General features: G+C 63.1%; 15 protein-coding genes. 8 read left to right on the top strand and 7 right to left on the bottom strand.

Annotated features, from left to right (window positions below; genetic code table 11):
* Positions 1–219: 219 nt before the first annotated feature.
* The 3 genes from WYH_RS15415 to WYH_RS15405 all read right to left on the bottom strand — a co-directional run bounded on the left by WYH_RS15415 (position 220) and on the right by WYH_RS15405 (position 5,264).
* Complete coding sequence (locus WYH_RS15415) at positions 220–1,197, bottom strand: MarR family winged helix-turn-helix transcriptional regulator (protein WP_046904533.1); 978 nt, start codon at positions 1,195–1,197, stop codon at positions 220–222.
* A 97-nt stretch (positions 1,198–1,294) separates the two neighbouring features.
* On the bottom strand, positions 1,295–3,049 hold the full coding sequence (locus WYH_RS15410) for a DUF8021 domain-containing protein (RefSeq protein WP_046904532.1): 1,755 nt from the start codon (positions 3,047–3,049) through the stop codon (positions 1,295–1,297).
* A 52-nt stretch (positions 3,050–3,101) separates the two neighbouring features.
* The gene (locus tag WYH_RS15405) at positions 3,102–5,264 is read right to left on the bottom strand and encodes a PQQ-dependent dehydrogenase, methanol/ethanol family (protein WP_053833630.1); all 2,163 of its coding nucleotides are present in this window, start codon (positions 5,262–5,264) and stop codon (positions 3,102–3,104) included.
* 260 nt (positions 5,265–5,524) lie between these two features.
* Between WYH_RS15405 and WYH_RS15400 the strand changes: the two genes are divergently transcribed.
* The 7 genes from WYH_RS15400 (at position 5,525) to WYH_RS16705 (ending at position 12,112) form a co-directional block, all read left to right on the top strand.
* The gene (locus WYH_RS15400) at positions 5,525–6,529 is read left to right on the top strand and encodes an SMP-30/gluconolactonase/LRE family protein (RefSeq protein ID WP_169780809.1); all 1,005 of its coding nucleotides are present in this window, start codon (positions 5,525–5,527) and stop codon (positions 6,527–6,529) included.
* An 82-nt stretch (positions 6,530–6,611) separates the two neighbouring features.
* Positions 6,612–7,481 carry a pirin family protein gene (locus WYH_RS15395; protein WP_046904531.1) on the top strand — a complete coding sequence of 290 codons (870 nt, stop codon included), beginning with the start codon at positions 6,612–6,614 and terminating at the stop codon, positions 7,479–7,481.
* Positions 7,482–7,671: 190 nt separating this feature from the next.
* Complete coding sequence (locus WYH_RS15390; RefSeq protein WP_046904530.1) at positions 7,672–9,258, top strand: FAD-binding oxidoreductase; 1,587 nt, start codon at positions 7,672–7,674, stop codon at positions 9,256–9,258.
* The gene (locus tag WYH_RS16710; protein ID WP_218917149.1) at positions 9,258–9,692 is read left to right on the top strand and encodes a c-type cytochrome; all 435 of its coding nucleotides are present in this window, start codon (positions 9,258–9,260) and stop codon (positions 9,690–9,692) included. Before WYH_RS15390 ends, WYH_RS16710 begins: the two co-directional genes overlap by 1 nt.
* Positions 9,689–10,096 (top strand): hypothetical protein, encoded by a 408-nt coding sequence (locus WYH_RS15380; RefSeq protein WP_046904529.1) that lies wholly within the window; start codon positions 9,689–9,691, stop codon positions 10,094–10,096. Before WYH_RS16710 ends, WYH_RS15380 begins: the two co-directional genes overlap by 4 nt.
* 4 nt (positions 10,097–10,100) lie before the next feature.
* On the top strand, positions 10,101–11,714 hold the full coding sequence (locus WYH_RS15375) for an FAD-binding oxidoreductase (protein WP_046904528.1): 1,614 nt from the start codon (positions 10,101–10,103) through the stop codon (positions 11,712–11,714).
* Positions 11,711–12,112, top strand: coding sequence for a c-type cytochrome (locus WYH_RS16705; protein WP_156320162.1), 402 nt, complete (start codon positions 11,711–11,713; stop codon positions 12,110–12,112). The genes WYH_RS15375 and WYH_RS16705 overlap by 4 nt, the downstream gene beginning before the upstream one ends.
* Before the next feature lie 120 nt (positions 12,113–12,232).
* On the opposite strand, the gene WYH_RS15365 is transcribed toward WYH_RS16705, so the two are convergent.
* The 4 genes from WYH_RS15365 to WYH_RS15350 form a co-directional block, all read right to left on the bottom strand.
* The gene (locus WYH_RS15365) at positions 12,233–15,436 is read right to left on the bottom strand and encodes a transporter (protein WP_046904527.1); all 3,204 of its coding nucleotides are present in this window, start codon (positions 15,434–15,436) and stop codon (positions 12,233–12,235) included.
* A gap of 97 nt (positions 15,437–15,533) precedes the next feature.
* Positions 15,534–17,942, bottom strand: a complete 2,409-nt coding sequence (locus WYH_RS15360; RefSeq protein ID WP_328700723.1) for a TonB-dependent receptor — start codon at positions 17,940–17,942, stop codon at positions 15,534–15,536.
* A gap of 41 nt (positions 17,943–17,983) precedes the next feature.
* On the bottom strand, positions 17,984–18,922 hold the full coding sequence (locus tag WYH_RS15355; RefSeq protein ID WP_046904525.1) for a FecR family protein: 939 nt from the start codon (positions 18,920–18,922) through the stop codon (positions 17,984–17,986).
* A 38-nt stretch (positions 18,923–18,960) separates the two neighbouring features.
* Positions 18,961–19,488, bottom strand: coding sequence for an RNA polymerase sigma factor (locus WYH_RS15350; protein WP_046905259.1), 528 nt, complete (start codon positions 19,486–19,488; stop codon positions 18,961–18,963).
* A 185-nt stretch (positions 19,489–19,673) separates the two neighbouring features.
* On the opposite strand from WYH_RS15350, the gene WYH_RS15345 reads away from it, so the two are divergent.
* On the top strand, positions 19,674–20,324 hold the full coding sequence (locus tag WYH_RS15345; RefSeq protein WP_046904524.1) for a TetR/AcrR family transcriptional regulator: 651 nt from the start codon (positions 19,674–19,676) through the stop codon (positions 20,322–20,324).
* The last annotated feature ends 121 nt before the right edge of the window (positions 20,325–20,445 follow it).

Here is a 20,445-nt window from a genome sequence, read left to right as displayed (position 1 = left end):
GCGCAGGACGAAAAAAGCCTCTGAATCGTCCTCTAGCGCCGCGATCCGGTCTGCAACAGATGGTGGACGCGGCAACCATATAAAGTGCACGCTTGGGATCAAAACGTCGCGCCGGGCATCCCACAAAGGCTGCCTCCCCGCGCCAATACGCAAGCCGATCAAGGCGATGGCTGGATCATGCGGTAGCTGGGAACGGCTGGAGGACGCGGACTTGCCGGTTCAGTCCTGCCCCGCCGCGCAATTTTCCGCCATTTCGGCGGCATTGGCGTTGAGCAGATCGACATAGGATTGCAGGCGCCGGCGCTGCACATCGCGCAACCCTTCTACCAGGGCGACATTCCGCCTGATTGCATCCTGCAGCATTATGTCGTGAATCCGCCAGCCTTCATCGGTCAGCTGGAAACGGACAGGCTCGTTCCGGCCGCCCTTGCTCCGTTCCAGCAGATTGGCCCCGACCATCGCATCCAGTGCGCGGCTGACCTGGGCCTTGTCACTATCAACATGGTTCACGATTTCCATGAAGGGAATGGAAGGGCGATAGGCGACATTGGCCAGGATCCGCCATTCATAATTTGAAATGCCGGTCAGCCTTTTGAAGGACAAGGTTGCCCCGCGAATGATCAGCGTCGCCAGATTGATCACGGCCGGCTGCACCCGGCTGGGCATTTCGGCCATAGCCTGATCGGCCGGATCCTCTGCCTCGGCGCCATCTCGTGCCCTGGCCGTTTCTTCAGCCAGTATCTGCGCGGCATTGTGCATCAGAATGCCCAGCAGACTGGCCAGTTCGAACATTTCCTGTGCGCTCAGCCCCTTGGTCAGCTGTTCTTCCCGGCGTGAGGCGACCTCGTCGATCAAGGCTCCCAGCTGCTTGCCCTTTTCTGTCAGGCGATAGGGATCGCGCTGCCTCTCCCGTTCGACAATGCCGCTATCCCGGCCGGCCCGCAGCGCCCGGCTGACTTGCGACACGTCATTGCCGAGCCGGATTGCCAGTTCGGAAACACGCGCTTCCTCCAGCCGATAGAGGGTGAGCACGATCCGCCGTTCCATCTGGCTATCCGGCTCGACGCCGGCAAAATCCCGGCGCGCGCTCTTCCGCAATAACCGACCGAGCAGGAGGAAATGCGCGCCCAGCAGTTCCCGCTGGACACCGGCCAGCGGTTCCGACCATGCCGCCTTCGTATCGGTATCGATCTGCACTTGCTCTTTCCCAGCCTCCTGGGCGTAAACTGCATTCGTCCGACCGGAGCGCGCGGCCAATGTCAAGGAAATCGGCCCTCTGGCGCGCGCCTTGCGATCAATGGGGGACCATGCCGTAGGGCAATTCGGAAGTGAATGCCTCGATCCGCTCAACCTTTCCATCCGTGAAGTGGAACAGTTCCACCACCTGGTATGTCAGCGGATAGCCGGCGCCATTCCGGGCCGGCAAATCCTCGAATGTGCGGAACACGGCCAGTCCCCGGCTTTCATCCATGGCGAGCAATTTGCGGTCACGCACATGCTCTATCGCCGCCAGGCCTTCGCCGCCGAACGGAGCGGCGCAAGCGGCGACATCCTGCCCATTCACATGCCAGCGGCAATCGGAACCGAAGATGGAAGGGGCAGCGCCCCTGTCATTCACCGCCGCATAGAACTGCGCCGCGCCCGCCAGCATCTCCTTGCGCGAAGTGCGGCTTGCCGCCGGCAGCACGCCATAATCGTTCGCCGAAACGGGATCGGCATAGGGCAGGCCATATTCCTTCCGGCGGATCAACGCATCGACCGCGCCGATCCGGTCCCCATCGCCGGTCATGGTGATAGCCGCCCAGGCGGGCTGGCCATGTTCTTCTATCCGGCCGATCCACACGGCCTTGCCGGTTTCGTCATCGGCAACGACCAGCGGATCTTCGTCCACCGCCGTAACAGTGGCCCAGATGCCTTCGCTCACCCGGATGCCGACGCTGTTCTCCGCATAGCCAACCTTGTCGGCCCAGTTCAGGCCACGCCATTGATTGCCGATCATGCCCTGCACCAATTGGCGGGCATTATTCGCCAGGCACTCTCTGTCGCAAAGATCCGGCTTGGCGGCATATTCCGGCGGGCTTGCATCCGGCCCCCAGAAGGGATTGTGCATGAAATAGGGGACATAGGTGAACACCGCCTCGATCCGCTGGATTTCCGCATTCCTGATCCGGAAGGCTTCCAGCAGGGTGATCGAATTCGGCCATTTCAGCGCCGTCTTCATCTCCTGCCCATTGGTCAGAAGATAGCGGTCAAATTCATTGGCGTGATCGAAGAAACCGCGCGCCACGGCCACGCCGCGTTCCTCGTCGATGATGAAGATGTCCCGCCGGATCCGCTTGTTGATCCGGTAAATGCCCAGTTTGAACTGGTTTTCGCACCCGGCCATGATCGAGGCGGCATTGCCACCACCGTCACCCGGAGCCGCAGCCGTGGTGGAAATGCCGTTTTCCAGCCGTGCGCAATCATCCGCGAATGGGGCGAAAACCTGCCCGTCATTCACTTCAACCGTGTCGAAATAGGAATCGGCGATCGCATGCAGCCTTTCGCGCGTGCTGCGTTCTTCCTGCGGCAGGATTTCGTAGAATTCAGGATCGTGGACCATCTGTTCCACATCGCCGAAGGGTGCCGGCAGCGCCGTCTTGCGATGGACCACGCTTTCGATCTCGTCGATCAGGCCATCTTCCACATGGATGCGCACGGCATAGATCGCCGGCTCGCCATTTTCCCGCACGGAACCGAACCAGGCGGCATTGCCCGTCCACGGATCGGCGGTTTCCAGCCCGATTTCGTCCACGGCAGTAACCGTGTTCCACAAGCCCTTGCCGACCGGCAGAAGAACATTGTTCTCGGTAAAGCGGATATCGGCGGCCAGCGGCAGGGCGGACGCATCACCCGCCTTCAGGGCCGCCATGTGATCCTTCAGAAAACCGATCAGGCATTCCCGGTCGCAAGGCCGCGCGGGAACGGCACTGCCCTCCCCCGGAGCCTGCGCGAAGGCAGGTGTGGTCAATCCGGCCAATGCCAGCGCGGCTAGTCCAAGAAAACGCATCCTCGATATCCCCCTTGCCCGGTCGTGGCCGGTATTCTTGTTCTTTAGCTGTTTATTGCGCCGAAACGGCGGCGTCCTGCCAATCCTCATTACCGCGCGCGATCAGATAGGCATGGATCGCCTCGGCCTGTTCCTTCGACAGAATATCGGCAAATCCCGCCATCCCCTTGTCGGCCAAAGTGCCGTTCAGCACGATGTCGAGAAATGCCTCGTGGGTTTCGGGCGCCATGAAGCGCAGATCCTTCACCCCGCCCACAGCATTGTCGCCATGACATTTATGGCATGTCTCGCCATACAGCCTGCGGCCCAGCGCGACCTGCTGCTCACCCGCCATCAGGCGTGGCGGGCGTGGCAAGGCCGTCGGCTCGGGCGGCGGCGGCAAGGTCACGCCACTGGCATCCAGCTTGAACACCAGCAGCTTGGCCGTGGATGTCTGGAACGGTCCGAGATTATAGACCGGTGATCCGCCCCAACCGGCATTGAGTGCAATATATTGCTCGCCATCGACCATATAGGTGATCGGCCCGGCAATGGCCGCCTGGTCGACATCCATCTCCCACAATTTCTCGCCATTGTCGGCGCGATAGATCGCCACGGTCTTGTTGATCGTGCCCTGCACCAGCAGATTGCCGCCCGTGGCCAGCACTCCGCCCGATCCGGGATGCGGATAGGGCACGCGCCACGCCTCTTTCTGCGTCTTCGGATCCCAGGCCAGGAGATAGCCCTTTTCCGTCTCGTTTGCCTGTTTCTGCAACTTCGCCCGCAATTCGGGGTGATTGCCATAAGCCTGGCCGGAATTGGTGCGGCCGGGACCGGGCCGGTACTGATATTCCCCATCGGCAGCACGGGCATAAATGGCGCCCTGTTCCTGCGCCCCCAGATAGACCAGCCCGGTGTCGGGGCTGTAGGCCATCGGGTGCCAGGTATGCGCTGCCAGCCAGCTCGGGCTCATCAAATGCGGCGTCGTGGTATTATGCGCACCGGGCCGCAACACGGGGCGGCCCGTCTTCATGTCGATATGGCTGGCCCATGTGTTTACCGAGACATAGCTTTCCGCGGAAAGCAGCTCCCCCGTGGCGCGGTCTATCACGTAGAAGAAACCGTTCTTGGGCGCCTGCATGATGACCGGGCGCTGTTTCCCGCCCAATTCCAGATCGGCCAGGATCATCGGCTGGGTGCAGGTGTAATCCCAGTCTTCCTCAGGCACCATCTGGTAGTGCCATTTATACTCGCCGCTATCGGCATCGACCGCGACGATGGAACAAAGGAACAGATTGTCTCCCTTACCCTCGCTGCGGAAATGCCACATATGGGGCGAACCATTGCCGGTGCCGATATAGACGAGGTTGAGATCGGGATCGTAGGCGAAGCTGTCCCAGGCATTGCCGCCCCCGCCTGCTTCCCAGAACTTGCCATGCCAGGTCGGCCGGGCGATTTTCATCGCGCTGTCGGAGGCTTCACCATCCGGTCCCTTCGCCGGATCGGTTGGCACGATATAGAATTTCCAGACCTTTTCGCCCGTTTCGGCATCGAAAGCGGCCACGAAACCGCGCGATCCGTAATCGGCCCCGCCATTCCCGATAACCACCTTGCCATCATAGACGCGGGGCGCCCCGGTGATGGAATAGGGCGCCTTCTCCGCATCGAAAGTGCGGGTGGTCCATACTTCCTGCCCGGTCTTCGCATCGAGTGCGATCAGCCGCCCGTCAAGCGCGCCGATATAGAGCTTGCCCTTCCAGGCCGCGATCCCGCGAGAGGACGGGCCGCAGCAGGCAAGCCGCGCCCATTCGGTCCCCACCTGCGGATCATGGGTCCATAGCTTGCGCCCGGTCTTCGCGTCATAGGCGGTCACGACGTTGTAGATGCTTTCATTATAAAGCACCCCATCGACCACCAGCGGCGTCGCCTGCACGCCGCGAAACGTATCCAGATCGTCATACCAGGCGAGGCCGAGCCGCCCCACATTACTGTCGTTAATCTGATCGAGCGGGCTGTAATGCTTCTCGTCCCAGCCGCGGCCGGTGCTCATCCAGTCACCCACATTGGCAGGCGCATCGAGCTGCCGCATTCGCTGGCCATCGACCATGGCCGGCCCCGCATCGGCGCCGCCAGACGCAGACGGTTCTTCCATCGTCGCCGCGCAGCCGGCCAATGCCAGCAAGGCCGCGGCGCCCAGCCACCAGCCATGTTTCGGTGAAAACGCCACGCCCCTCATCCTCAATCCCGTCTTTTCGTTTTGCCGCCCAACCATTGCCCAATCGAGGCACGGTGTGAAGGGCGAAAGGGGCGGAGCGTCGAGGCCCCGCCCGGTATGGTCAGAACCGCTTGCGGACTGACAAGGCGACTTCGCGCGGCCTGCCCGGCTGAAAAGCGCCACTTTCCGACCGTGGCGAAAGTGCGGAAACGCTTTTCCCCAGGCCCGCCCCGGCTATGATGGGCGGATTAAAGGACACAAACATGATGGGGGACATCAAGATGACTGATCGGCAGAATAATCATGCGCGCACTGCTGGGCTGACGGCGATCTGCGCGGCGCTGGCGCTGGCGCTGGCGCTGGCCGGTTGCGGGGGCGAAGCGACTGCGGAAGTCGAGGCGGAAAGGACAGTTTCCGAAATCACCATCGACGGGACGGATATCTTTCCCGAAAGCCTGACCGCCGACGCCAAGGGCAACATCTATGCCGGCAGCGCCGGAGGCACGATCTACCGCGCCGAACCGGGTGCGACGATTGCCACGGCCTGGGCCGTTCCCGATCAGGAAAATGGCCTGCAATCGCTATTCGGCGTGCTGGCGGATGACGCGCATGGCCTGCTCTGGACCTGTTCCAACCAGGACATGTTCTCGCCGGGCGAAAATGCCCTGCCCCCAGCGATCAAGGCCTTCACACTCGGCACGGGCAAGATCGCCGCCAGCTATGATTTTCCGGAGGGGAAGCCCGTCGTCTGCAATGACATTGCCATTGCAGCGGATGGCACCGCTTTTGCCACGGAAACCGCTTCCGGCCGCATTTTCCAGGTCGCAGCAGGTGCGGATGAGATGACCCTGTTCGCGGATGGGGAGGAGCTGATTGGCGTCGACGGCATCGCCTTTGCCGAAGACGGGACGATGTATATCAACAATGTCCGGCAGAACCTCATCCAGCGCGTCGAACGGAATGAGGATGGCAGCTATGCCGGGCTGACCACGCTCGAACTGTCGGAACCTGTCGCCGGTCCGGATGCCTTGCGGCCACTGGGCGGAAACCGCTTCCTCCAGGCAGAAGGGACCAACGGGCGTATTACCGTGGTCACGATAGAAGGCGACAAGGCCAATATCAGCGTGGTGGAAGACCGCTTCGATTCCACGGCCGCGGCCACCCATTTTGGCAACACCGGCTATACGGCGGAAGGCAAGATTGCCTATCGTTTCGATCCGGCGCTGCAGGGACAGGATCCGGGGCCGTTCACGATAGAAACCTTCCCGATGCCGCAGGCTGAATGAATCGGCGCGGCGCCGCACCTCTCAAAAACCGGCTGCTGCTTCCCATATGGGGCGAGCTTTCGCCACATATGGGAAAACAGCCATGCCGGGCACGATTACCGATCAGGACACCAATATTCGCAAGGTCGCGCTTGTTTCTGCCGGGGAGCCGACCTCCGACGGGGCCGGCGTCAATCTGACGCGGATGCTGGGCAATCGGCAGCTCCCCCAGCTCGATCCGTTCCTGCTGCTGGACCAGATCCGTTCCGACGCGCGGGAAAATTATATCGCCGGCTTCCCCAACCATCCGCATCGCGGCTTTGAAACCGTCACCATCATGGTGGAAGGGGCGATGAAGCATGGCGATAACAAGGGCCACTCCGGCATTATCGAAGCGGGCGGCATCCAGTGGATGACCGCCGGCAAGGGCATCGTCCATTCGGAAATCCCCGTGATCGAGGATGGCCGGCTCTGGGGTTTCCAGCTCTGGATCAACCTGCCCGCGGCATCGAAAATGGTCGAACCGGCCTATCAGGAATTCGGCGCCGCGGAGATACCGGAAGTGCCCGTCTCGGGCGGGAAGATCCGCATATTGGCCGGCACCCATTCCTCCGGCGCAACCGGCCCGGCCAGGAGCGCGGCGACCGACCCGCTCCTGCTCGATATCGCGCTCGAAGCGGGCGCGAGACTGGAAGAAGCTGTGCCAGAAGGCCATAATGCGATTGTCGCGGTCTATCACGGCAGCCTCTCCCTCGGCGCCGAGGGGGAAGCGCAGGAAGTGCACGATCCGGACCTCGCGGTGATGGCGCAGGGCGATACGATCCGCATGGTGGCCGGCAAGGAGGGAGCCCGGGCCCTGCTGATCGCCGCCCAGCCCATTGGCGAGCCGGTGGCCCGCTATGGCCCCTTCGTGATGAACACGCCGGAGGAAATCCAGCAGGCCTTCACGGATTTCCAGAACGGAAAGTTCTGATCGCCCCTGCGCCGACCGGCGGAGATTGCCGAATCGCACGATGCACGGTGCCCCTGCGGGTATGCCCCTGCGCGCGCTCCAAGCCGGCTTGACGCCCCCCATTCGCTGGAATTATACAATCGTATAAATCGAAGAGAGCCTGCGCGCTCCCGGGTGGCCCGGCCTCCCGGTTTGGGGGAGAAGATTGCCAATGTCGCTACCACCGGGCGTTTCCGCCTCCACCTTTGCCGACGGGCTGGCCCAGATGCGTTCCGCTGTCGGGGACGAATGGGTCTTCACCAATGAAGAGGATGTGGGCCTCTACCGCGATTTCTATTCCGTCCTGTGGGACGAGCCTGAAGAACGCGTAGCCTCCGCCGCAGTGGCCCCCGCCAATGTGGAGGAAGTGCAGGCCGTGGTCCGGGCCGCGAACGAACGCGGCATCCCGATCTATCCCATCTCGACCGGGCGCAATCTCGGTTATGGCGGATCGGCCCCGGTCTATTCCGGCAGCGTGGTGCTGGATCTGAAGCGGATGAACCGCATTCTGGATGTCAACGAAGGCAACGCCTCCTGCCTTGTCGAACCCGGCGTTTCCTATTTCGACATGTATCGCCATTTGCAGGAAACCGGGTCCAAGCTGTGGCTGGACGTGCCCGATCCCGGCTGGGGAAGCATGGTCGGCAATGCGCTGGATTCCGGCGGTGGCTATACAGCGGCGCCATATCGCGGCCATTTCGAGGCGCAATGCGGTATCGAGGCGGTTCTGGCCGATGGCGAACTGTTCCGCACGGGCATGGGCGCAATGCCCGGTTCCGAGACCTGGCAGCAATATCGCATGGGCATCGGCCCCTGCCTGGACGGGCTGTTCCGCCAGTCATCGCTGGGCGTTGTCACCAAGATGGGTTTCTGGCTGTTCCCCCAGCCGGAGGCGTTTCTCAGCGGATCGGTCGACCTGCCGCGCTTTGCCGATGTCGGCCCGCTGGTCGATCTTTTCAACGAGCTGGAATATGGCAACATCTTCAACGGCATGCCGTCCATCAGCTCGCCGGTTCTCTCGCGCGAGAACCCGATGATGTTCCAGCAGATCCCCGAAGAAGATGAAATGAACCGGCTGGCGCAGGAAACCGGCCTGCCGGCATGGAGCGGTTCGGCCAGTTTCTACGGCCCGGAAAAAGTCATCCGCGCGCAATGGGAATATGTGAAGGAACGTTTCGCCCATTTCGAAGGCGTGAAATTCCGCGAAAACCAGTTCGTGAAACTGCCGCTTTCGGCAGAAGACATGAAGAAAGTCTCCAAGGCCCGTTTCGGCATTCCCAGCCTGGAAATCTTTTCAGTCGGATCGCGGGGCTTCGGGGATTTCAACCCGAGCGATGGCCATATCTGGTTTTCCGCCGTCATCCCCCGCACGGGCGAAGGGCTGGTCAAGGCAAACCGCGTAATGCGCAGCGCGTGCAAGCGACTGGACATGCCGCTGTTCATGTTCAGCCCCGCCGTCACCTGCTGGACGCGCAGCTTCGTGCTGTTCGCGGCCGTGCCCGTCTACAAGGACGCCGAAAGCAACAAGGCGCTGCGTGAAAAGGTGCTGGAGGTAATCCGCATCTGCGCCGATCACGGCTGGGGCGAATATCGCTGCCCGCCCGCATTCCAGGATGCGGTGATGGACAGCTACAGCTTCAACAACAACATCCTGCGCCGCGTGAACGAACGGATCAAGGATGCGCTCGATCCCAACGGCATCATCTCCGCCGGCCGCTATGGCGTCTGGCCCAAACATCTCCGCGAAGGGAGGGCATAATGAAGCGCTATCTCGCAATCGCGGCGATCGTGATCGCAGGCGGCATGATCGGCGTGGCCCAGGCGGAAGACACCTCCGCCGTCCGCACGGGCGAAACTGCCGCAGCACTGGCGCCGGGCAAAGATGTCTTCGCCCATTGGTGCGCGCCCTGCCATGCGGCGGAACCGCGGCTGGCCGGCACCATGGCGTTGCAGGTCAAATATGAAGGCGCGATCCCGGCCGCGCTGGAAGACCGCACCGATCTGACCCCGGAAGTGGTCGCCTATTTCGTGCGCAACGGCGTTGCGTGGATGCCGCCCTTCCGCAAGACGGAAATCTCGGACGCGGACCTTGCCGCCCTGGGCGCTTACCTGTCCGCGCCGCTGGAAGAACGGGGCGCACATGCACCGCGCCTCGCCGATGAAATGATGGCCCGCAAGGGAGTGCAGCAATGATCAGCCGCCGCGACATGCTCAAATGGAGCGCCCTGACTCCGGTTCCGGCCTTTGCCGGCATGGCTCCGCTTTCCATCATCCAGGTTCCCGAAGGGCTGGATGGTTTCGTGATCGACCGCCGTCACGCCGGATCGGGCTTAGCCAGCCCGTTTGGCGCGCGCGTTTTCAAGATTGACGGTGATGTCACCGCATTGTGGTACGAAACGCTCGATCCGCTGTGGCGCAAGCCGGGCTTCGTGCTTGGCGGAATCACCGGGGCAGATGCGCTGTTCGTGCTGGAAAATCTGGCCTGGGATCGCGGCCGCAGGGTCGTCAGCCGCAAGTTGCAGGATGCGTCCGCAGGCAAGGACGGCAAGGTCATCAGCTGGGTCATTGCGCCGCACCATCCCAGCGTGAAGGCCTGATCCGATGGCCGTTCTTCCCCCCGATATGAATGCTGCCGGTTTCGCGGCGGTGCTGGAAGAATTTCGCGGCGCCGTGGGCGCGGACTGGGTCTGGTCCAGCGAAGATGAACTCGGCCCCTATCGCGACAGCTTCTCCCCCGTATGGAACATGGAGGAGGAACGGCACGCCTCCGCCGCGGTTGCGCCCGAAAATGTGGAACAGGTGCAGGCGATCGTCCGCATCGCGGCGAAGCACAAGGTCCCGCTGTTCCCGATCTCTACCGGCAAGAATTTCGGCTATGGCGGCCCCTCGCCCAATGTCACCGGCAGCGTCGTACTCGACCTGAAGCGCTTGAACCGCGTTCTGGAAGTGGACGATAAGCGCAATTTCGCGCTGGTCGAACCGGGCGTTTCCTATTTCGATCTCTATCGCCACATCCAGGAACGCGGGCTGAAAGTCATGATCGATTGCCCCGATCCCGGCTGGGGCAGCCCCATCGGCAATTCGCTGGAACGCGGTATCGGCTATACGATGCCGCATTTCCGCGACCATTTCGGCGCCAGTTGCGGGATGGAAGTGGTCCTGCCCAATGGCGAATTGATGCGCACCGGAATGGGCGCAATGCCCGGCGCCAAGACCTGGCAGGAATATAAATACGGTTTCGGCCCCGACCCGTCCGGCCTGTTCGCGCAGGGCAATTTCGGCATCGTCACCAAGATGGGCTTCCGCCTGATGCCGACGCCCGAATATTACCGCACCGGGCTGATTACCGTACCCCGGCGGCGCGATTTCGTGAAACTGGTCGAACATGTGAACTTCCTGTCCGACAGTTCGATGATCGGCGAAGCCGTCTATGGCAGCCCGCTGGCCGCGCTGATGGGGGACCAGGAATTTTTCGCGCTGGCAACCAGGCCCGGCGGCCCTTCCGACGCGGAGATGGACGCTGCTGCACAAGCCGCCGGATTGCCCAGCTGGCAGGTCGATCTGCAATTCTTCGGCCCGAAAGAAGCGACGGCGGCGAATTGGGAATATGCCAAGGCGCGCATATTGGCCGATATTCCGGGCGCGAAGGCGCTGGACGGGGACCATTTCCCGCTGCCCGCCACCGAACAGCAATTGCTCAATACCACTCAGCCTTATCGCACCGGCATACGCCGTTTCGGCGCGCTGGGCGTGCCGAGCCTCGGCATCTGGCGGATCGTTCAGGATGATGGCCATGTCGGCTTCTTCCCCGTCCTGCCGCGCAGTGGGGAGGCGGTGTTTGAAATCCAGCGCGTCATGTGTGACGGCTTGCGCGAATTCCCGCTGGCCGGGCGATTCTTCAATGCCACCACGGCGCCGCTTTACTGGCACACATTCGCCTTCCAGATGGTCTTCGCGCCATCGGTAAAGCATGACGATCCGGACCATAATGCCATGGTCCATGCGGCGATGAAGAAAGCCGTGGCCGTCGCCGCTGAACATGGCTGGGGCGATTATCGCGCTTCGCCCATCTATCAGGATGACGTGGCCAGCACATACAGCTTCAACAACCACCAGCTGCGCCGATTCCACGAACAGCTGAAGGATTCGATCGACCCGGACGGCATCATCGCGCCCGGTCGCGGCGGCATCTGGCCCAGGAGGTTCCGCGCATGACCCGCTGGACGATCATACCCGCGCTGGCCCTGCTGGGTGCCTGCAGTTCGCCCATGGCGCAGGAAGTGCCGCAGCAAGGCAGTCCGAAAGTGGTGAAGGCCGATTTGCCGGGCCGGACCATTTTCGAACATCAATGCGCGCCCTGCCATGGTGCCGGGCCCGGCGATGACGGTATGCCCATGTTGCCGGGCACGATGGCGCTGGCCAGGAAATATGATGGCGCCCTGCCCGCCGCGCTGGAACTGCGTAGCGATCTCGGCCCGGAAGTGCTGGAGCTTTTCGTCCGCAAAGGTTCCGGCGCCATGCCGATGTTCCGCAAGGCGGAGCTGACCGACGCGGATATCAGCGCAATCGCCGAATATCTGCAGGCCACCGCCGAAGCGAGCGGCAGCGAATAAACCCTGGCCGATACTGCACCAGCAGGATGCCCCCGGCGCGCCACTGCGAGGCGCGCCGGGAACTATCCGCCCGCCGACCGGGGGTAAAGCGGGTGTTGGCGGACGGAATCCCTGCTGGAATCAGAAGGCCATGCGCAGCGATCCGCGCAGCGAATAGGCAGTTTCGCCCATGCGGTCCTCCGCGCCCAATTCTCCGCTGAGCTGATAGGATTCGCTGCCGCCAAGGGCGCGCAGCCTCGCATACCAGCCGCTTTCCAGTTCATCGGCATCGAGGGTGAAATCCTCCCCATCCTCGAAACGGGCGGTTGTCGCGCCAAGCGAACCATCCACGATTTCGCGCCAGCCGCCTTCGCCTTCGATGCGGAACCAGTTTCGGTCACGCCGGCCGGTGCCGGTGAAATCCACGCCCAGCGTCAGCCCGCCATTGACGGCGAACTCATCGCTCTTGCGGCTATCCACCATGAGATCGAGCGCTTCGCCCCCGCCCGTATCGGTATATCCGTCCTCGTCCAGCCGGGCGTAATCAACCGTCACGGCAGGGCGGAAGAAGAAGTGCTTCCCGCCGCCTTCGAAAGACGCCCCGCCATTGAAGGTAACAAGCGTGCCGCTCCATTCGGAAAGCGCGCTCAGTTCCACCGCTTCGCCATCGGCAGCCCCCTTGAGAGTGCGGCGACCGTGGAAATCGACCGTACCGATGGACCCGCGCGCGAATGCCGCGAAGCCGCCCCACTTCCCGCGCCAGTAACCGGCCAGTTCATACGTATCCGACTGGACGCGGTGGCTGGCCGATCCGTTGGTATGTTCGTTCCACAGCCAGCTGACCTGCGCGCCAAGCGAACCGAAGCCGGTGTCCACTTCCCCCGCCGCGGTGAAGCCGAAACCGCCAAGATCATAGGCCGCGGTCTGGCCTTCGGACTTGTTCATGCCCCACGCCCCGGTGCCGACAATCACGTCCAGCCCGCCCAGCGTGTAAACCGGGCTTTGCGGTTCGGAGACCTGACGGGCGAAGGTGCGCGCCCCCAGGCTCACGCCCTGGAAACTGCCGCCCGCATGATCGGGCACCATCTGCCGCACTGCCTGGCGGAACTGGTCGCCATTGGTGATGCCCAGAAACACGCCTTCCACATCCTCGTCATTGGCGAGTGCAGCGTAAATCGCATCATAAGCGCCAGCCTGGGAACGGTTGAGGCCGAGTTCCGCAGTGGTGCGGCGCGCGACATCGACGGAAAGCTGATTGGCAGGCGCATCTTCCGACAGGCTGGCCTTGAACATGAAGGGGATCATGTCCGTATCGGTTTCGATCCCGTCCAGGCCTTCCAGCGTCCCGGCGTCGAGGATGACGTAATTCCCTTCCGCATCGGCCACGCTGGCGAGACGGAGCGAAAGCGTGGCCCCTTCCGCGAAGGAAGCGGTTCCGGCCACGTCATAATAGGTGCCCTCCCCCGCATCCTTGTCGAGAGTGACGGCCAGGTGGCCGCTTGCGCCCACGCTGAGCGAGGAGATCGAAGCGGGCGTGCTGACATCCAGCGTGCCGCCCGAGACGTTTACGGTCAGCCCCGATGCCCCGGCGAGCGAGCCGGAAAAGCGCGAACTGCCCGACAGGCTGAGCGTATCCGCGCCGCCGCCGAAATCCGCGCTGCCGGTAAAGACCGAGCTTCCGGCCAGCGACATCGCATCATTCCCTGCGCCGAAAGCGACCGATCCGGTCTGCACCGCATCGCCGGAAAGCTTGTGCTGGTTGTTGCCCGCACCGAAGAAGACCGCGCCGCTGACCTTGCCATCGGCCACGTCCAGCACATCGCTGCCGCTGCCGAAGCGTATATCGCCGGTAATGGCGGGCGCGGCGACGCCGGATGCGACCTGCGTCTGACGAATGGTTGCGCCCTGCGTGTTGGCGGCAAGGTCGATCGCGATATTGCGGCCTGAACCTTCCTCCGCCCCGGTGGCGCTGATCGCGCCGCTATTCTCGATCAGGGCGAGCGTGCCGCTGGTATCGCGGATTGCATGGGCCGTGCCGTCATCGCCCGATGCCACTGCCTCCACCTTGCCGCTGACACGCAGCAGGGGAAGATCCGCGCCCTGGCCGATCAGGATGGCCGTGGAAGTGGTGGCGGAATTTCCGCTGCCCTTGGCGCTGACCGTGCCGGAAACGCGCAGTTCCGGCACATCGGCCCCGGATCCGACATATATGGCCGTGGCATCGGCGCCCCTGGCTTCGGCAGAAACGGTGCCGGCAATGCCGATCCCATTGGCGAAGCTGACCGCGCCGCCCAGCCCGCCAATCGAAAGCCCGGTGGCATCGACGCCGGAATAAACGCCGCGCCCGGCAATAACGCCCTCCACGACAAGCCCGTAACCGCTCGCCGTGCCCGCCACCGAACCGATGGAGATATCCCGGTTGGCGGAGCCAATGCTCATGGCCGGAGCCGCGCCGTAGGAGACGACCGCGGCGTTGCCCTCTGTCTTGTCGGGGATGCCGTCCGAATCCTCGTCATCGTCAGCAGGATCGGTATCGGCAGGTGCCGTGGCGAGCACTATGCCGCCCGTCACATCACCTTCGATCGACAGGGCGGAACCGCCCTGCAGCAAATCGTCATCATCGAGTTTCGACGTGTTGCCGGGCGCCGTGGTCTTGCGATAGCCGGTCGCGCTGACCGTGCCCTGCACCACCAGCGCACCATCCACATCGCCCGCAAAGCGCGCGCCAATTGCATCCTCGCCCCGCGCGCTGACCGATCCGGCCAGCCGGACATCGCCGGCAATATCGCCGGCCTCTACACCGACGGAACGATCGCCGACCACGCCGGTGGTCCCGTCATGCACCAGCTTGCCGGTCAGCGGCCCTTCCAGCCTGATGCCGGCGGAATCATTGCCCTGAACGGCGATGGTCCCATCGTTGCGAATATTGCCCGTATGCGCACCCTGGGTGGAAATGCCCACCCGGTTGGACCCGATCGCGAAGGGACCGTCGAGATCGCCGTCATTATCCTCGTCCTCGGGCTCGTAGGATTCGTCCAATGTGATCGTGCCGGTATTCACGATATCGCCGCTGGTTCCCGCCAGCGCGGCAATGCCCCTGCCGCCATTGGCATTGCCGACAGAAATCTTGCCGTCATTGGTGACGGCGTGGTTGCTATCCATCGTCACCGCCGTGCCGGCGGTCAGCACCACGGATCCATCCTCGTCGATCACGATGGCATCGGGCGCGCCATTATTGATGGTGGAGGTGCGCAGGGGCTGCGTCCTCGCGTCCGAAACGGTTTTTGCCGCGGCAGGCGCGGAAATTGCCAGAACAGCGGTGGTGGCAAGCAGGTAACGGTGCATGTGTGGTGTGGCCCTCTTCCGGATCATCTTTGACCTGCAGGACGGAGCCACTGCCATGCAGCCTTGAGAGATTTTTCCGATTTTCTTCTGGCCGGATTTACCAGCTGGCGTCGAGGCCGATCCGGATCGTGCGTGGACGCAGGGGCGTGATCTGGTCGCGCCCGATGGCAAATGGCGTGCCCAGCGCAAAGCGGTTGCCCTTCACATCGGCCAGATTGCTGACGCCCAGAGTGACGCCGAAGCCACGCCGGCCCACCCGCACAGTCAGCCCGCTATCCAGATAGTCCCCTTGCCGCGCGCCCAGTTCCGGCCCGATGCCGAGGCGGGACTTGCCGACATAATTGACCCAGCCCCGCGCGGTCAGCAGCAGATCATTCCCCACGGGGCGCAGATATTCCATGCCGACCCGGCCGGAAAAATCCGCGATATTGGGCACCTGGCTGACCTGGGAGGCCAGGGCCAGATCCTGCTGCCCGATCAACCGGTCTATCAGTGCGGTGGAAAGCGGCGATGTCACCTGCCCCATTTCCGGAAAGTCGATGGCGGGAACATAAGTGAAGGCCGGTTCGTCCACGCGGCTGTCATTATAACTGATGCCCGCATCCAGCCGCAGGCCGGGGGCAATACGCAGGCCGCCCGTCAAGGTCGCGCTCCATATCCTGCCATTGCCGATATTGGCCGTGCTGGGGAATCCGGACGGATCAATGAAATCGGCCTGGATATTGTTCCAGCGCGTGTAGGAAACACTGGCCGCAATATCGAAGGCGCCCGCGCCAGGGCTGCCGTGGCGGCCGCCGAATTCCAGTGTGCGGACCTGATCGTTCTCGTATCGGCGGATATACGGCCCTTCGATGGACAGGCCGCCGGGGCGGAAGCTTTCCTGATATCGCAGATAGAGCGCGGTTGCCGGCATCACATTGGCCACCAGCGATGCCGAAGGGAGGAAGACGGTTTCCGATCTTTCCGCCGCCACCTCCGCCAGCGCGGCCATCAATTGCGGCGCAATATCCTCTCCCGATCCGCCAAGCTGCGAATGGGTCAGCCGGGCACCGGCCGTGGCAATCAGGCCATCCGCCAGCAGCAGGCTGGCTTCGCCATAAAGCGTCGCCTCATCCACCGTGTTGCGAACGCCGGTGGTGGGCGCACGCAGGATCAGCGTTTGCAGATCGCGGGTCAGCCTGGTGGAATTGTGGGTGAAGCTTACCCCGGCCAGCCAGCCGAAACGATCGCCCAGCGGCTGCCACAGGCGCGTTTCATTGGCGAACATCTTGGTATCGTTGTTCTGGGTGAACAATCGGCGCGGCCCGTCCGGCTCTGTCGCATCGAAACGTTCTTCCAGCCCCTGCCATGTCGCCCCGGAGGATGACCGCAGGCGTATATTGCCCAGCCGCCCGGAAATGACGAACTGGGCCTGCCTGAAATCGGCATCGAACCCTTCGGGCACTGCCGACTGACGTTCCAGCCCGCCACCTTCGCGATCGGCATATTGGCTGTCATCCGCTTTGGTCGCCTGGCCCACGCCGACCAGGTCCATCACCCAGTCCCCGCCCAGCGCCACGCGGAAGGCCGCGCGTCCGCCATAAATGCCGGTGCGATTGACATCATCCCTGCCCAGCAGCGGCTTGTCGATATATCCACCCTGCGTTTCGGCATCGACGGCAAGGCGCAAGGCGGCCTGTCCTTCCGCCACGGGCAGGTTGATCATCACGCTGGCATCCGCACCCGGCGCGCCATGCTGTGTCGCGCTGCCGCCGAACATGGCAGAACCATAGGCGGCATCGAGATCGGGATCGTTGGGCACGATGCGGATAATTCCGCCCAGCGAACCGGCGCCATAGAGCGTGCCCTGCGGCCCCTCCATCACTTCCACCCGCTGAATGTCGTTCAGCCGCAGATCCGGGTCGGGCGCGTTGTAGCTGATCCGCAGATCACCCAGATACTGGCCGACCGTGGCCTGGGTCGGCCCGGTAAAACTGGAATCGGCGATCCCCCGAATGAACAGCTTGTTCCGTCCGCTGCCCAGATGGGTGGACGATACGGTGGCGAGACTTCGGGTAATCTTTTCCGTGCCGCCAACGCCGCCGAAGCTCAATTCCTCGCCATCCAGCAGGGAAACCTGGCTCGGCACCTGTTCCAGATGCAGATCCCGCTTGCTGGAAATCACGACTATCGGTGGAGACGGCGGCGGAGCGGGTGGAGGTGCCGGGCGCGGTTCCGCCCCTGGCGGTGCCGCCTGCGTTCGGGGCATGGGCGCGGCAACCAGCCGCCAGCCATACGGCCCCGCAGGCACCGCTTTCGCACGTGCCGCGCGGGCCAGGCGGCGTACTGCTTCTTCCGCGCTGAATGTCCCTTTTATCGCACCGATGCGGCGGTTCGAAATTTCCCGATCGACGATTACGATGCTGGTGCCGGTCTGCCGCGCAACGGCGGCGGCGACATCGCCCGCGCGGCCGGCGGGCGCATCCACGCCCATGTCCCGCGCCAGCGTGGGCGAGGAGATGGCCACGGCTATTGCCGTCGAAAAAAATTTGCCCGTCCGCCGCATGGTCACTGCACGGCGATGATCCAGCTATCGCCCTGGCGCCGCACGGTTACACCCAGAAGCGGCGCAATAGTGCGGGGGTCATCCCGCACCGGCCCAAGCAACAAGCTGCCCGAAACACGGGGAGCATTGGCGGCACCTTCAGCAGCGGCGAAGGGAATTCCGGTGGCGCGGGTCAGATCCCCCGCCAGTTCGGCGATGGTGGCATTCTGGAAGGTCAGCCGGCCGGTCCGCCATTCGCCCACCTGCTCCAACGGGACGCGGGAAAGCGTATATTCGGCAGATCCCACGGCGCTGGTCAGCATGTCGCCGGGCTGCAATTCGACATTCTGCCCATCAGGATTGAACAGAACCGCCCCTTCGGAAACGGCAACGGTCAGCGAATCCGGGCGCGCCGCAACATCGAACACCGTGCCGATATCGACCAGCCGATCACCGCCCACTTCCAGCCGGAAGGGATTGGCCGGATCGTGAGTAATCGTGAACAGGGCCTGCCCCGCCTCCAGCGCGGCTTCGCGCGGATCTTCGGGATCGAACAGGAGGCGCGTTCCCCCGGAAAGAACAATTTCGCCCCCATCGGCCAGCGCGATAACCCGCGTTTCCCCCGGCGCTGTCTCAAAGGTCTGGCTGCCGTCGCGCGATTGCCAGACGCCAATCACGGCCAGCACCGCCACCGATGCGGCCAGGGCCCCGCCCAGCCAGCGCCGACGCGCCGGGGATTGTGGCATTTCGCCCGCATCACCGTCATTCGCGGCCGGTGCGGGCGCCGGAATATCGGCTTCCGCCGCTTCGGCCACGGCTGCCATCACGCGGTCATAGGTCGCGGCGTGATCGGGATGGCTTTCCAGCCACGCCGTAAACTTTTCCCAATCATCGAATGCCGGATCGCTCGTCAACACGGCCCAATGAGCCGCCTGGTCCCGGATCGGATCAACTGGTCCCATGGGTGGATCCTCCTGACAGCAGGACGGAGACATTCGCATTACGCCTCATCGAAGCGCTCCTTCAATTCGGCCAGGGCAGCATAGGCGGTGCGCAAATCGCCCTCCACCGTGCTGAGGCTGACGCCAAATTCCTCGGCCACCTTGCGTTGAGGCACACCATCAACCCTGTGGCGGCGGAATATGGCCGCGGCGCGCGGGCCGAGTTCGTCCAACCTCTGCGCGATCATTCCCATCTGCTGGCGCGCCATGATCGCACGGTCAGGCAATGGCGCGTCGGAAATGCCGGGCATCGTGCCGACCTGGGTTTCCGTCCATTCCCGATCGCGAATGTCGGACTGGCGCGCGGCGCGATAGCGATCAATCATCAGCAGGTTGGCCATGCGGAACAGATAGGACAAGGGTGAAGCCACCGGGCCGGACGGCGCCGCCTTCACCTTCAGCCACATTTCCTGCAGCAGATCTTCCGCCGAATCCCCCGCCCCGCGCGCGACGAGAAACCGCAGCAGTTTTTCGCGATTGGCGAAAAAGGCACCTTCAAGGCCACTATTGGAAGGATGGTCTGACAATGGGCGAACCGTTTTGATGAAGGTGCCAAATAGCCGCACCGGACAGCGAAGACCACGTGAATATGTAACGGATATGTACTGGCCCGCATCGCCCGTTGTGCAACATATCCTTCCCCGCCTATGCATGAATTGTGCTTTTGGCGCGGGTCCGATGAGATCTGGCAAACAACGGAAATACAAGGGAAATGGCGCGTAGTCCGGTAGATCTTGAACGCAGGGCGGAAATCGGCCGGGAACGCCGGGCGAAGACCCGCGCGAAGATCATCGCCGCAGCCTTTGAACTGTTCGGGCATGAAAACGGACTGTTCAGCCGGGTAGAGGACATTGCCGATCGGGCGGGCGTAACGCGGCCGACCTTCTACAACCATTTCAAGGGAATGGAGGAATTGCGCGAGGCGTTGAGCGACGAGCTCACGCATGATTTCCTGGCCGCCGTGACGCAGACGGTTTCGCAAATGGCCGATCCACGCCAGCGCGCGGCCTCCGCCATACGCTACTACCTCCGGCGCGCCCGCGAGGATCGGCCATGGGCCTGGTCGATCCTGAATATGAGTGCGAATGGCGTGATCATGGGCAGCGAAACCTATCGCCAGGCGGAGCAGACCGTGATCGAAGGGATGGAGGCAGGCATGCTGCCGATCCCGTCCAGCGCGATCGGGCGCGACATCATCCTGGGATCCACCCTGGCCGCCATCGGCACCTTGCTGCGCGACGATCCGCCCAGCGAATATTGCGAGACCGTGGCGGGTTATATCCTGCTGGGCCTTGGCGTTCCGTTCGACGATGCCCGGCGGCTCGCCTCGGTCCCCCTGCCGCCCTTGCCCGGCAAGCCCTGACCGAAGGGGAAGGCCCGACCAGTCCGCGCCAATCGGAGAAGTAACAAGCCCCTTCCGAGATTGACGAAATGACAAATTTGAATTAAATAATTCCGAACTTTACAATCTGTCGCATTTGAAG

This window comes from Croceibacterium atlanticum (genome assembly GCF_001008165.2).
GTDB lineage: Bacteria > Pseudomonadota > Alphaproteobacteria > Sphingomonadales > Sphingomonadaceae > Croceibacterium_C > Croceibacterium_C atlanticum.
Note: the sequence above shows the minus strand (reverse complement) of the source record. Positions and strands in the feature narration are given on the sequence as shown.

Bases quoted from the DNA above. Each gene is read 5' to 3' on its own strand.
- WYH_RS15410 (WP_046904532.1), bottom strand. From the start codon at position 3,049: ATGCGTTTTCTTGGACTAGCCGCGCTGGCATTGGCCGGATTGACCACA.
- WYH_RS15405 (WP_053833630.1), bottom strand. From the start codon at position 5,264: ATGAGGGGCGTGGCGTTTTCACCGAAACATGGCTGGTGGCTGGGCGCC.
- WYH_RS15400 (WP_169780809.1), top strand. From the start codon at position 5,525: ATGACTGATCGGCAGAATAATCATGCGCGCACTGCTGGGCTGACGGCG.
- WYH_RS15395 (WP_046904531.1), top strand. From the start codon at position 6,612: ATGCCGGGCACGATTACCGATCAGGACACCAATATTCGCAAGGTCGCG.
- WYH_RS15390 (WP_046904530.1), top strand. From the start codon at position 7,672: ATGTCGCTACCACCGGGCGTTTCCGCCTCCACCTTTGCCGACGGGCTG.
- WYH_RS16710 (WP_218917149.1), top strand. From the start codon at position 9,258: ATGAAGCGCTATCTCGCAATCGCGGCGATCGTGATCGCAGGCGGCATG.
- WYH_RS15380 (WP_046904529.1), top strand. From the start codon at position 9,689: ATGATCAGCCGCCGCGACATGCTCAAATGGAGCGCCCTGACTCCGGTT.
- WYH_RS15375 (WP_046904528.1), top strand. From the start codon at position 10,101: ATGGCCGTTCTTCCCCCCGATATGAATGCTGCCGGTTTCGCGGCGGTG.
- WYH_RS16705 (WP_156320162.1), top strand. From the start codon at position 11,711: ATGACCCGCTGGACGATCATACCCGCGCTGGCCCTGCTGGGTGCCTGC.
- WYH_RS15365 (WP_046904527.1), bottom strand. From the start codon at position 15,436: ATGCACCGTTACCTGCTTGCCACCACCGCTGTTCTGGCAATTTCCGCG.
- WYH_RS15355 (WP_046904525.1), bottom strand. From the start codon at position 18,922: ATGGGACCAGTTGATCCGATCCGGGACCAGGCGGCTCATTGGGCCGTG.
- WYH_RS15345 (WP_046904524.1), top strand. From the start codon at position 19,674: ATGGCGCGTAGTCCGGTAGATCTTGAACGCAGGGCGGAAATCGGCCGG.